14 protein-coding genes are annotated in these 12,159 nt (G+C 72.8%); 10 read left to right on the forward strand and 4 right to left on the reverse strand.

Annotated features, from left to right (window positions below):
• Positions 1-10: 10 nt before the first annotated feature.
• Positions 11-487, reverse strand: a complete 477-nt coding sequence (locus OG422_RS12220; protein WP_405742675.1) for a cupin domain-containing protein — start codon at positions 485-487, stop codon at positions 11-13.
• A gap of 196 nt (positions 488-683) precedes the next feature.
• On the opposite strand from OG422_RS12220, the gene OG422_RS12225 reads away from it, so the two are divergent.
• Positions 684-1,733: a questin oxidase family protein gene (locus OG422_RS12225; RefSeq protein WP_405742677.1), complete on the forward strand. Its 1,050-nt coding sequence runs from the start codon at positions 684-686 to the stop codon at positions 1,731-1,733.
• 219 nt (positions 1,734-1,952) lie between these two features.
• Here OG422_RS12225 and OG422_RS12230 read toward each other — a convergent pair whose 3' ends face one another.
• On the reverse strand, positions 1,953-2,735 hold the full coding sequence (locus OG422_RS12230) for a dioxygenase (RefSeq protein ID WP_405742679.1): 783 nt from the start codon (positions 2,733-2,735) through the stop codon (positions 1,953-1,955).
• A gap of 163 nt (positions 2,736-2,898) precedes the next feature.
• Here OG422_RS12230 and OG422_RS12235 point away from each other — a divergent pair, with 163 nt between their 5' ends.
• From OG422_RS12235 to OG422_RS12245, 3 genes are all read left to right on the forward strand, one after another.
• The gene (locus OG422_RS12235; RefSeq protein ID WP_405742681.1) at positions 2,899-3,405 is read left to right on the forward strand and encodes a MarR family winged helix-turn-helix transcriptional regulator; all 507 of its coding nucleotides are present in this window, start codon (positions 2,899-2,901) and stop codon (positions 3,403-3,405) included.
• An 80-nt stretch (positions 3,406-3,485) separates the two neighbouring features.
• Positions 3,486-4,361 carry a rhomboid-like protein gene (locus OG422_RS12240; RefSeq protein ID WP_405742683.1) on the forward strand — a complete coding sequence of 292 codons (876 nt, stop codon included), beginning with the start codon at positions 3,486-3,488 and terminating at the stop codon, positions 4,359-4,361.
• A gap of 42 nt (positions 4,362-4,403) precedes the next feature.
• The gene (locus OG422_RS12245; RefSeq protein ID WP_405742685.1) at positions 4,404-5,711 is read left to right on the forward strand and encodes a M6 family metalloprotease domain-containing protein; all 1,308 of its coding nucleotides are present in this window, start codon (positions 4,404-4,406) and stop codon (positions 5,709-5,711) included.
• 49 nt (positions 5,712-5,760) lie between these two features.
• Here OG422_RS12245 and OG422_RS12250 read toward each other — a convergent pair whose 3' ends face one another.
• Positions 5,761-6,447, reverse strand: a complete 687-nt coding sequence (locus tag OG422_RS12250) for a TetR family transcriptional regulator (protein WP_405742687.1) — start codon at positions 6,445-6,447, stop codon at positions 5,761-5,763.
• Between the two features lie 102 nt (positions 6,448-6,549).
• Here OG422_RS12250 and OG422_RS12255 point away from each other — a divergent pair, with 102 nt between their 5' ends.
• The 6 genes from OG422_RS12255 (at position 6,550) to OG422_RS12280 (ending at position 11,240) form a co-directional block, all read left to right on the forward strand.
• Entirely contained in the window at positions 6,550-6,714 is a 165-nt protein-coding gene (locus OG422_RS12255) for a hypothetical protein (protein ID WP_405742689.1), read from the forward strand.
• Positions 6,711-7,073 (forward strand): hypothetical protein, encoded by a 363-nt coding sequence (locus OG422_RS12260; protein WP_405742691.1) that lies wholly within the window; start codon positions 6,711-6,713, stop codon positions 7,071-7,073. The genes OG422_RS12255 and OG422_RS12260 overlap by 4 nt, the downstream gene beginning before the upstream one ends.
• Before the next feature lie 87 nt (positions 7,074-7,160).
• The gene (locus OG422_RS12265) at positions 7,161-8,165 is read left to right on the forward strand and encodes an MFS transporter (protein WP_405747753.1); all 1,005 of its coding nucleotides are present in this window, start codon (positions 7,161-7,163) and stop codon (positions 8,163-8,165) included.
• Between the two features lie 150 nt (positions 8,166-8,315).
• Positions 8,316-8,552: a ferredoxin gene (locus OG422_RS12270; RefSeq protein WP_143944800.1), complete on the forward strand. Its 237-nt coding sequence runs from the start codon at positions 8,316-8,318 to the stop codon at positions 8,550-8,552.
• Positions 8,542-9,936, forward strand: a complete 1,395-nt coding sequence (locus OG422_RS12275; protein WP_405742693.1) for an NAD(P)/FAD-dependent oxidoreductase — start codon at positions 8,542-8,544, stop codon at positions 9,934-9,936. Before OG422_RS12270 ends, OG422_RS12275 begins: the two co-directional genes overlap by 11 nt.
• Before the next feature lie 65 nt (positions 9,937-10,001).
• Entirely contained in the window at positions 10,002-11,240 is a 1,239-nt protein-coding gene (locus tag OG422_RS12280; protein ID WP_405742695.1) for a cytochrome P450, read from the forward strand.
• 71 nt (positions 11,241-11,311) lie between these two features.
• On the opposite strand, the gene ppk2 is transcribed toward OG422_RS12280, so the two are convergent.
• Positions 11,312-12,139, reverse strand: coding sequence for a polyphosphate kinase 2 (ppk2, locus tag OG422_RS12285; RefSeq protein WP_405742697.1), 828 nt, complete (start codon positions 12,137-12,139; stop codon positions 11,312-11,314).
• Positions 12,140-12,159: the final 20 nt, after the last annotated feature.

Here is a 12,159-nt window from a genome sequence, read left to right on the forward strand (position 1 = left end):
CGGGCCCCCGCTACTCCCCCAACGGCACCCCCTGGGTGGCGCAGACCCACGCCGCGTCGCCGGTCAGTTCGGCGTCGCCGGAGTTGACCGTGCCCTGGCGCTCGAACATGAGGATGCGGGTGCCGGGTGCGGCCACGGGGCGGTGCCGCAGCCCGCGCTCGACCGTGAACATCTGCTGCGGGCCCAGCACCACCGAATTGCGGTCCGCCAGCTCCAGAGTCAGCTCGCCCGCAAGCACCAGGAAGAACTCGTCGGTGTCGGGGTGCGCGTGCCAGACATAGGCGCCCTCCACCTTCGCGATCTTGACGTCGTAGTCGTTGACCACGGCGCCGATCCGCGGCGACCACGTCTCCTCGAACGACGCGAAGGCGGCCGCCAGGTCCGTCGCCCCGTGCCCTCGCACCGCGCCTCCGCCGTTCGGCTCCCCGGCCCCCTCCGCCGCGTCGGCCGACCGTCCCGCCTCGTCAACTACGCTGTGTTTCACCATGACTTCATGGTGCCAGCCACCACTGACAACGCCTCGGTCCCGCCCCACCCGGCCGCGCCGGTCCTGCCCCCGCCCGTCACCCACGCCTCCGTCCCACGTCCCCGTCCCCGCGGCCGACGGCGCCTCCGTCGCACGGCACGAGGTCTAGGTCCGCAGCCGGTTACCCGGCGGCGCCCGCGCTCCTAGCCTCACGGTCATGACGGCACACCACGGCACCCTCGACGAGGCCCTGGAGCGGCTGCACTCCACCGGACCGGAATTCCACGGCTATCTGAGCAACCACGGCCCCATGGCGGTCGAGGCCCTGGCCCGCCACGGGCAGGGCCCCGGCGTCCACCGCTGGCTCGACACGTACTCCGGGAAACTGGAGGACGTACCGCCCGCCCGCGACGCCATCTCCGACGCCAACTGGCGGCAGGCACTGGGTGATCCGCAGCGGGTCACCGACTGGACCGACCACTTCGCCCGCACCGCCGCCGAACGCCCCTGGCGGGAGGTGCTCGCCGATTGGTGGCCCCGGCTGCTGCCCGGCATCGCGGGCGCGGCCACCCACCCCGCCATCCGGGTCGGCCATATCGTCCGCACCCTCCTGACCGAGGACGAGACGGAGCCACGCATCGCCGAACTGGCCCACGCCCTCGGCTACTGGGCGGCCCGGCACACCACATTGCCGGTGGCACCGACGCCCGGCGGCACCTCCGCGCCGGATAACGCGCTCGACGCCCTCCCCCGCATCGCCGACCAGCGGACGAGCGCACTCGGCGGCCTCGCACAACTGCCGGACACGCCGGGCTGGCAGACGGCGGCCGAGGCCGTCCGGGCCCCGCGCGATCCGGACGAGGCCCGGGCGCAGCTCACCGCGCTCGTGCAGGCGGCCACCCATCGCTACGCCGATCACGGGCACGGCGAGGGGGTCATGCTGGTCCACGCGGCGACCGCGCCCAACGCGATCCTGCGCACCCTGCCCGCGCTGCCGCGCACCCTGTGGGCGCCGTCGTTCGCCGTGGCGTGGGCCGCGAGCGCCGCGCTGACCTCCGTCTACGGGGCGGCGGACGGGTTGCCTCCGCTGCGCACCGGGCCGCTCACCCCCGAGGAGGTCTTCCGGCGGGCCGCCGAGCACGGCGACGCCCACGCCATCAAGATGACCGACACCGCGCTGGACGTGGCGTCCTGGACACCGGACGGCGACGACCGTGCGCTGACCGCCGCACTGCGCTCCCTGGAGCTGATCGACCCGGGCGCCTGACCTGCCGCGATGCGCCCGGAGGCGTCGGGTCCCGCCGCGCCGTCGCGCCCGTCGCGCCCGTCGCGCCCGGCGGGCCCGGTCGCTGCGGGGCGGCGGGCCCGTGCGGGACGGCCGTAGCGGCGGACCTCAGCCGCACCGCGCCGGACGGCCGTACCGGGGCCGGGACCGGGGCCGGGACCGGGTCGCACCCGAACCGCGCCAGCGCCACCCGGTCCGGCCTCAGCCGAACTGCACCGACCGCTTCGCCAGCCCCATCCAGAACCCGTCGATCACGCTCCGCCCGTCCCCGAGCTGGCCGTGCGCGTCCGCGGCGCCGAGCGTGACGAACAGCGGCGCGAAGTGCTCGGTACGCGGATGGGCCAGCTGCCCCGCGGGGGCCTTGTGGCCGAAGTCGAAGAGCGCGTCGAGGTCGCCGTCCTCCAGGGCCCGCCGCCCCCAGTCGTCGAACTCCGCCGACCAGGACGGCACCCCCGGCCCCTGATGCCGCAGCGCGGCGAGGTTGTGGGTGAAGAAGCCGCTGCCGACGATCAGCACCCCTTCGTCGCGCAGCGGTGCCAGCTTGCGGCCGAGGGCGAAGAGCGCGCGGGGGTCGAGCGTCGGCATCGATATCTGCAGAACCGGCACATCGGCCTGCGGGAACATCTCGACGAGCGGGACGTACGCGCCGTGGTCGAGCCCGCGGTCCGGGATGTCCTGCACCGGCGTACCGGCCGTCCGCAGCGTGCGGCGGATCCGGTCGGCCAGCTCCGGCGCGCCGGGCGCCGCGTACCGCACGCGGTAGTAGTGCTCCGGGAAGCCCCAGAAGTCGTAGACCAGCGGCGTGGTGACCGTCGCGCCGAGGGCGAGCGGGGCTTCCTCCCAGTGGGCCGAGACGATCAGTACGGCGGTGGGGCGCGGCAGGGCGGCGGACCACGCCGCCAGCTGGCCGGGCCAGAGCGCGTCGTCGGCGAGCGGCGGCGCGCCGTGGCTGAGGTAGAGGGCCGGCATCGGCATCACGGACATCGCAACTCCCCAGCGAACGTCATGGCTACGGGATCCTGGCGGGCCCTTGCGGGCACCCTCCCGAGGGATCCACGCGTTTACTTGAACTTTCAAATGATGCTTCGAATGTACCCCACCTCCCTGCAATTGTTAAATCTTCAAGAATGGTCGGGGCGGTGCGAGAATGGATGGCATGAGCACCGAACCCGCAGCCGAGCCGCGCTGGCTCAGCGACGAGGAGCAATACGCCTGGCAGTCATATCTCCACGCCACCACGCTGCTGGAGGATCATCTCGATCGCCAGCTGCAACGTGACGCCGGCATGCCGCACGTCTACTACGGCCTGCTCGTCCAGCTCTCGCGCGCCCCCCGGCGCCGGATGCGGATGACCGAACTGGCCCAGAACGCCAAGATCACCCGCTCGCGGCTCTCGCACGCCGTCGCCCGCCTGGAGAAGAACGGCTGGGTACGGCGCGAGAACTGCCCGTCGGACAAGCGCGGCCAGCTCGCCCACCTCACCGACGAGGGGATGCACGTGCTGGAGAAGGCGGCGCCCGGGCACGTCGCCGCGGTGCGCGGTGCGCTCTTCGACCGCCTCTCCCCCGAACAGGTCGGCCAACTGGCCGAGATCTGCCGGGTCATGGCGGACGGCCTCCAACCGAAGGGCGCCGACCTGCCCTGGCTCCGCTGAGGCATGACGGAGCGCCCCCCGGGGCGCCCAGCCCCCCTCTCCCCGAGCCCCGGCTCCCACCCCTTGGTAATTTGTCTGCTATGCGCGCCAGGTCCAAGTTCGCCACCGGTCGGATATCCCGCCCGACGCGCACACGGCACCGCATACGACGGCCGCCCACCGGCCCCACCGCACCGCCGGGCGGCTTCGCCGGGCGCCTGTGGGCCCATCTGTGCCGGGCGCCGGGCACCTTCCTCTGGCTGGGGATCCTGCTGGTGACCTCGGTGGTCATGCACCGGTTCAGCCCGGACGTCCTGGCGGACTTCCTCCAGCAGCGCTCGACCAACATCCACAACCTGCTGCACTCGCCCGGCCGGGTACTCCTCACCAGCGCACTGTGGCTCGACGACGGCGGCTGGCCGCTCTACTTCGTGCTCTACCACCTCGTCCACGTCCCCGCCGAACGCTGGCTCGGCACCCGGCGCTGGCTCACCGTCCTCGGCACCGCGCACATCGGCGCGACGTATCTGAGCGAAGGGGTCCTGGCCGTCGCCATCCATACGGGCGCCGCCCCGCACGCGGCGGTCAACACCCTTGATGTGGGCGTCAGTTATGCGCTGGCCGGGGTCGTGGCCGTCCTCGCGTACCGCCTCACCGGACCCTGGCGGTACGCCTACGCGCTCGGCGTTCTCGCCTTCTACGGTGCGCCGCTGCTGGTCAGCCGCAGTTTCACCGACGTCGGGCACTTCACCGCCGCACTGATCGGGTTCGCCTGCCGACCGCTCACCCGGGGCACCTCCGGGACGGCCGGGCACCCCGGGGCCACGGCACCAGCGGCGAAAGCCGAGATCGCGACGGCCACCGGCGCACCCGGAAGCGCCGACGGGAACGGCGCCCTCCGCACCGCAGAGCCGGGGCCCGTCACTCCTCTGCCGCACCGGAAGCCGGGAATCCGGCGCGCCCGCCGGATGACGTAACTCCGCGCGCGCAGGCCCGTCGGGCGCCGGAGGGTGAGCCGTATGAAGCGGTGCATATCCGCGGCTCTCGCCGCAGGCGCGTCGGCTGCGGCCGCGGCGATAGCACTGTGCGGACCCCCCGCCCCGCTCTCCATACCCCCGGGGGCGGCCGGCCCCCGGCCCCCCGACATACCCACCGGCCCCGCACCGCCCGGCGGACGACACGGCCCCTGCGCCCTGCGCGGCGTCAGCGACGACGTCGGCGAGACCACCGCCACCCCCAAGGGCTACGCGCCCGCCCGCGGCACCGTGAAGGCCCTCACGCTCTTCATCGACTTCCCGGACGCCCGCGCCACCATCAGCCCGCGCGCCCGGTACGCGGAGTTCTTCCCCGCCGCGTCCGACTACTTCCGCCGCAGCTCGTACGGCCGCCTCCGCTACCGCGCCGCACCGCTGCTGCGCTGGCTGCACATGACGAAGCCGCTCGCCGCGTACGGCATCCAGCGCGGCGCCACCTTCGACGCGGGCTCGGACAGCGGTTACCACGCCCTCGCACGCGAGATCGTCCACGCCGTCGACGCCTCCGTCGACTTCCGCGACTACGACCTCGTCAACGTCATCGCCGCCCCCAACGCGGGCCCGCCCGCGACCCGTACGGTCCTTTCGGTGACGTTCAGCGGCGGCGACATGGGGCTGCGGACCGACGACGGTGTGCCGTTCCGCAACGCGTCGTTCCTCTGGAGCAGACAGCCCGGGCCGAGCGCCTTCCGGGTGGTCAACCACGAGAACGCCCACTCCTTCGGGCTGCCCGATCTCTACTTCACCGACGGGCGCGAGGCGCCGCCCGCGGTCGGGCACTGGGACCCCATGGACGAGGACTGGGGCCCGAGCAACGACTTCCTCGGCTGGCACAAATGGAAGCTCGGCTGGCTCGCCGCCGATCAGGTCGACTGTGTGACGCCGGGCAGCCCGGTGGCCGACCACACGCTGACACCGCTGGCCACCCCCGGCGGTACGAAGATCGCCGTCATCCCGACGTCCGCCCACACCGCCCTCGTCGCGGAGGCGCGCACCCGGGGGCCGCTCGATCCCGCCCTGTGCCGTCCGGGCGTCCTCGTCTACCGCGTGTCGGCCGATGTCCGCTCCGGCAGCGCCCCGCTCCAGGTCATGGACGCGACGCCGGGCAGCGGCGGCTGCCACACCGGCGACCGCTACGTCGACGCCGAACTCTCCGACGCCACCTACCGCCCCGGCAGCACGTTCACCGACCGCGGCAGCGGCACCGCCCTCACCGTGCTCGGCACCGCCCCTGACGGCACGTTCCGCATCCGCGTACGGCCGCCTTCACTGCCGTCGCCGCCGGACGCATGAGTCGACGGTGCGCCAGGGGCCAGGGGCAGGCACCCCGTTGAGGCAACGGCTACCGCTCGGCTCCCCTCTCCCCTCGGGGGCCCTCCCCCTTCCCCCGCCCCACCTCGCCCCTCCAGTGCTGCTGGCCGATGGTGATCAGCCGTATCTGCCAGCGGGCCGCCTCGACGACCCGTGCCCGTTCCGCCTCGGCGTCCTCGGCGTCCTCCGTGTCGAGAATGGCCGCGGCGGTCGTCACCAGCCGGTCGACGAAGAGGTCCGCCAGCTTCCGCAGGTCGTCCGCGCCCCAGCCCTGCGCCGTCGGCTGGGTGGCGAGCGCCTCGGCCACCTCGGCGCCGAACCTGTCCAACTGGCCCGCGATGGCCTGCCGTACGGCCCGTACCCCGCCGTGGCGTTCGCGGGCCACGAACCGTACGTGGGCGGGGTATTCGCGGACATGCCGGTCGACGACCGCCACCGCGCTGTCGATCTGCGCCTCGACCCCCGCCTGCTCGATCAGGACCGTCCGCACCATGGCGTGCAGGCTGCCGAGCGCCTCCTCGACGAGCGCGACGCCCAGTTCGCCGAGGTCGCGGAAGTGCCGGTAGAAGGCGGTCGGGGCGATGCCGACCGTCCGCGTCACCTCCCGCAGCCCCAGACTGCTCAGACTCTGCTCCTCCAGCAGCCCCAGGGCGGCGTCGAGCAGTGCCTGACGGGTTCTCTGCTTCTGGGCCTGGCGGACCCCTACGGTGTGACTCACATCATCCAGTAAACAAGCGTTCTCTGAACTTCTCCACCCGGCGGCGCCCTACACTGAAGGAGGTGAGTGAACAACTGTCCTCCGAATCGGAAAGGCAGATCGATGCTCTTTCTCGTCGCAGCCCTCCTCATGATGGGGATCCTGCTGGGCGCCGCGGCACACCTCCCGTTCTCCGCCACTCTCCTCGCCGCCGCCGTCATCGCCGGCTGGCTGCTCGTCTTCTCCGTACGCGAACGCCGTCACCCGGCCGAGGGGACCACCCGATGACCCTCACCTCCCTCACCAAGCCGCTCGCCGGATGTCCGAAGGACGCCGCGCCCGGCGCCACGTCACACTCTCCAAACACCGCCGACGGCGGTTCGGTTGCCGATCCGGTGGCCCGCGAGGGAACGGCGTCCGCCGACGGCATGGCCGTCGCGTCGTTCGTCCTCGGACTGCTCGGCACCCTGGTGTTCAACGTCGCTCTGGGGCCGTGCGCCCTCGTCCTCGGCACCCTCGCCCTGGCCCGTCGCACCCGTCGCCGCGGCCGCGCCGTGCTCGGCCTCGCCCTCGGCGCCGCCGACCTGCTGATCCTGGCCGCCCTGACCACGGCCGACGCCACGGTCAGCTGGCACCTCGGCGGCTGAGCGGAGCACCCGACCACCCCACCCCGGGCGCGTACCCCCGATCCCCGACACGCCACGTCCACCCCCTGCCACCATGGGTACGTGGACATGTCACAGGCCACATCACCGCAAGGTTCCCCGACGGAAGCACCCGCCGGATCGCTCTGGCGCAACCGCAACTTCCTCCTGCTGTGGTGCGGGCAGGGCGCCGACACCCTGGGGCCACGCGTCGCGCCGATCGTGCTGCCGCTGCTCGCCCTCGACACCCTGCACGCCGGCACGTTCCAGATCTCGCTGCTCACCTCGCTGGGCTGGCTGCCGTACCTGCTCTTCTCGCTCCCGGCAGGGATCCTCGCCGACCGCATCGACCAGCGGAAACTCATGATCGCCTGCGATCTGGGGCGGCTGCTGCTGATCCTCTCCGTGCCGCTGACGGCGCTGAGCGGGCGCCTGACGCTGTGGCACCTCTACACGGTCGTCGGGGTGTCCGGCATCCTGACCGTCGCCTTCACCGTCGCGTACCGAAGCCAGCTCCCGAAGCTGATGCACAGCGCGCAACTGGTCGACGGCAACGGCAAGCTCGGGATGTGCGAATCGCTGACGGAGCTCACCGGCCCCGGGCTCGGCGGTGTGCTGGCCGGCGCGATCGGCACCTCCCGCGCCCTCTTCGTCAACGTCCTCACCTACGCGCTGAGCGCCCTCACCCTGGGCCTGATGCGCGTACCCGAGGTGCCCGCCGAGGACTCCGCCGCGCCGGCCCGGGTCCCGCTCCGCGCCGCCATGCGGGAGGGCTTCGCCTTCGTCCGCCGCGAGCCGGTCCCGCTGAAGCTGCTGATGTGCACGAGCGTGTCCAACTTCTTCGTCACGGCGGCCAACGCGATCGCCGTGCCGTTCCTGGTGCGGGAGCTGCACGCGCCCACCTCTGCCGTCGGTCTGGTCTTCACCATCGGTTCCGTCGGCGGGCTGCTGGCCGGGGCGCTCGCCACCCGCGCCGGGCTGCGCCCCACCCTGTGGATCTGTGCGCTGGGCATGTGGTCGGCGGCGCTGTTCGTGGTGTTCTCCCCGCTGCGGTCCCTGCGGGACGTGCCGGTCCGGCGCGTCGCCACCGGCTGACGGGGCACACGGGTCACCCCGTCGCCCCGGCGGAAGTGCACCGCCCCGGGCCCCCGCCGATGCTGGAGCGGGGCGGGCTGTTTCCGGCGTGCGTGCCGACGGGGCGGGGCGGCGGTGCGTACGGCCACGTCGTGAACGAGCGGAGACCCGATGAGGCTTGTCGTCGATCTCAACCGGTGCCAGGGGTACGCGCAGTGTGCCTTCCTCGCGCCCGACGTGTTCGCGCTGCACGGCGCGGAGGCGCTGATGTACGACCCGCAACCCGACGACGCAGAGCGCCCGCAGGTGCTCCGCGCCGCGCACGCCTGCCCCGTCCGGGCCATCACCGTCGAGGACGAGAGCCTGACACCGGCCACCGGACGGGCGGGTGGGCCCCGTGTCGGTTAGCGGCTGTCTGGAGGCGTTCCGCCGCGAGGGCCGCATCGTCATCGTCGGTGCCTCGCTCGCGGGGCTGCGGGCCGCCGAGACGCTCCGCGCGGAAGGCTTCCACGGCACGCTCACCATGATCGGCGACGAGCCCCACGCACCGTACGACCGGCCACCGTTGTCCAAACAGGTCCTGCTCGGCCGCGTCCCCCCGGACCACACGGCGCTGCCGCGGCGCCGCGCCGTCGACGCACAGTGGCGGCTCGGCACCGCGGCCACCGGTCTGGACCCGGCCGCCAAGCGGGTGACGCTCGCCGACGGCGACACCGTCCCCTACGACCGGCTGCTGATCGCCACCGGCGTCCGCTCCCGCCCCTGGCCGCACGAGCTGGAGTCCGATCTGGACGGGGTGTTCGTGCTGCGCACCCGGGACCACGCGGCCCGGCTGCACCACCGGTTGTCGGCCGGTCCGCGCCGGGTGCTGGTGATCGGCGCCGGATTCACCGGTTCCGAGATCGCCTCCGCCTGCCGCGAGCGGGGACTGCCCGTCACCGTCGCAGAACGCGGCCCGGCCCCGCTGGTCGGCGCGCTCGGCGGCGTGATCGGCGAGGTCGCCGCGGAGCTGCAACGCGCGCACGGCGTCGATCTGCGGTGCGGAGTGCAGGTCACCGGCCTGGAAGGGGACTCGGCGGGGCGGGTGCGGCGCGCCCATTTCTCGGACGGTACGGCCGTCGAGGCGGACGTGGTGGTCGTCTGCCTGGGCGCGACCCGCAACACCGAATGGCTCGCGGGCTCCGGCCTCGGCGCCGGTCCCCGCGGCATCGCCTGCGACGCCGGATGCCGCGCGTTCGACGTACGGGGCATCGTCACCGACGACGTGTTCGTCGCCGGGGACGTCGCCCGCTCCCCGCACCCGCTCTTCGGCTACCAGTTCCTCTCCCTGGAGCACTGGGGCAACGCGGTCGCGCAGGCCGAGACCGCCGCCCACAACATGGTGAGCGCCAGTGCGGACCGGCGCCCGCACCTGTGGATGCCGTCGTTCTGGTCCGCGCAGTTCGGCGTCAACATCAAGTCCGTCGGCGTCCCGCCCATGGCCGACCAGCTCCTCGTCACCCAGGGGTCGCTCACCGAGCACCGTTTCACCGCGGTCTACGGCCACCAGGGCCGCGTCATCGCCGCCACCACCTTCGACCAGGGGAAATGGCTGGAGTTCTACGAGCGGCAGATCGAGCGGGCGGCGCCGTTCCCGCCGGAGTTCCCCACCGTGGACCGGCGGCCCGAGGGGCTCCACCCGGTGGCGGCCGGTTTCCCCGACCCCTCGCTCCCCACCCACGGCCCCACCGTCACCCTCAGCGGCCACTCCCCCGCCGACCGGCGCCTCTCGTTCACCCCACGGCGCGCGTGACCCGGCGCACGCCCCCAGGGCATGTCCCCTCAGACCGCCCGACCGAAGCCCCGGAAGGAACCGCCATGACGTCGGCCTCACCCCTGCGTCAGATCCTCGACCCCGCCCACCGCGCCAACCCCTACCCCCTCTACGCGGAGCTACGGAAGACCCCGGTGGTACCGGACGAGACGGGCCCCTACCTGGTCAGCACGTACTGGGAGGTCCAGGAACTGCTGCACGACCCGCGGGTCAGCTCCGACGTCCGCAACCTGAACCCGGAGGCCGCCGCGCTCCTGGGCCAGGAGGAGGACCCGAACCTGCCGCCGACGTTCCTGCGCCTCGACCCTCCCGAGCACGACCGGCTGCGCGACCTGGCGATGCGGCCGTTCGGCCCACCGCACACCCCACGGCGGGTGTCCGAGATGCGCGGCGAACTGGCCGGGATCGTGACCCACCTCATCGACGACTTCCGGGACCGCGACCACATCGACCTGGTCGACAGCTTCGCCTACCCCTTCCCCGTCACGGTGATCTGCCGCCTGCTCGGCGTCCCGCGCGAGGACGAGCCCCGCTTCCATGTCTGGGCCGACACCCTCGCCGCCGGGCTCGACCCCGTCCAGGGCACGCCGGAGGAGCGCGAGGCGCAGTTGCGGAACGTCCGGCGGGCCCGCGCCGACCTCGCCGCCTACCTCGCCGGCCTGATCGAGGAACGCCGCCGCGCCCCCCGGGACGACATGCTCTCCGCCATGGCCGCCGACCACGGCCCGGACGGCCGGCTGTCCCCCCTGGAGATGGTCAGCACCGCGGCCCTCCTGCTGATCGCCGGCCACGAGACCACGGTCAACCTCATCACCAACGGCATGCTCACCCTCCTCCGCAACCCCGACCTCCTCCCGCGCCTACGCGACCAGCCCTCCCTCGCGGCCCCCTTCATCGAGGAACTCCTGCGCTTCGATCCCCCCGTCCAATTCCTCCCGCAGCGCACCGCGTTGACGGACATCGACATCGCCGGAACCACCATCCCCAAGGGCGCCTCTCTCTGGCTCCTCCTCGCCTCCGGCAACCGCGACCCCCACCGCTTCCCCGACCCCGACCGTTTCCTCCCCGACCGCCCCGACAACCAGCACCTGAGTTTCGGCAGCGGCATCCACACCTGCTTCGGCGCCCCCCTGGCCCGCCTGGAGGCCCAACTGGCCCTCACCGAACTGGCCCGCCGCCTGGACAACCCCCGCCTGGCCGAAGACCCACCCCCGTACCGCCGCAACGCGGTCCTGCGGGGGCCGCGGCATCTGCCTCTCACTTTTGAGGGGGTGAGGGAATAGGGGCCCGCACCCTGGCCCGGGCCTCGGGGCTGGGGCCGGGCCGGGGTTGGGCTCGGCCCGCCGCCGTGCCGTCACTTCTCCAGACCGGCGGCGTGGTCGGGAACGTAGTTCTGGAGGTCCCGTGGCGGGCGCCGGTAGCCCGTGGCCGGTGGGCGCGGCGGCAGTTCGAGCACCGGCGGGGTGATGTCGGTGTACGGCACCGTCGACAGCAGATGGGCGATCATGTTCAGCCGGGCCCGGCGCTTGTCGTCACTCTCGACGACGTACCACGGCGCCTCCGCGATGTCGGTGTGTACGAACATCTCGTCCTTGGCCTGTGAGTACGCCTCCCAACGGGTCAGCGACTGGAGGTCCACGGCGGAGAGTTTCCAGCGCCGCACGGGGTCTTCGAGCCGACGCCGGAAGCGCTGTTCCTGGACCTCGTCGCTCACCGAGAACCAGTATTTGCGCAGCAGGATCCCGTCCTCGACCAGCATCCGCTCGAATATCGGGCACTGGCGGAGGAAACGCTGGTGCTCGGCCGGTGTGCAGAACCCCATGACCCGCTCGACGCCGGCCCGGTTGTACCAGCTGCGGTCGAAGAGGACGATCTCACCCGCCGCGGGAAGATGTTCCGTATAGCGCTGGAAGTACCACTGGGTCCGCTCGCGTTCGGTGGGCCGGGGCAGCGCCGCGATCCGCGCCACCCGGGGGTTGAGGTGTTCGGTGACGCGTTTGATGGTGCTCCCTTTTCCGGCGGCGTCACGCCCCTCGAAGACGACGACGAGCCGGGCCCCCTCCCCACGCCCCCATTCCTGGAGCTTCACCAGTTCCGTCTGCAACCGGAACAGCTCCTGCTCGTACCGCGACCGCGACAGCTTGCGGCGGCCACTGCCGCCCTTCCCCTTCGCTTCCGCCATGCATCGACGGTACGAGGAAA

The organism is Streptomyces sp. NBC_01525 (assembly GCF_045040405.1).
Lineage (GTDB): Bacteria > Actinomycetota > Actinomycetes > Streptomycetales > Streptomycetaceae > Streptomyces > Streptomyces benahoarensis.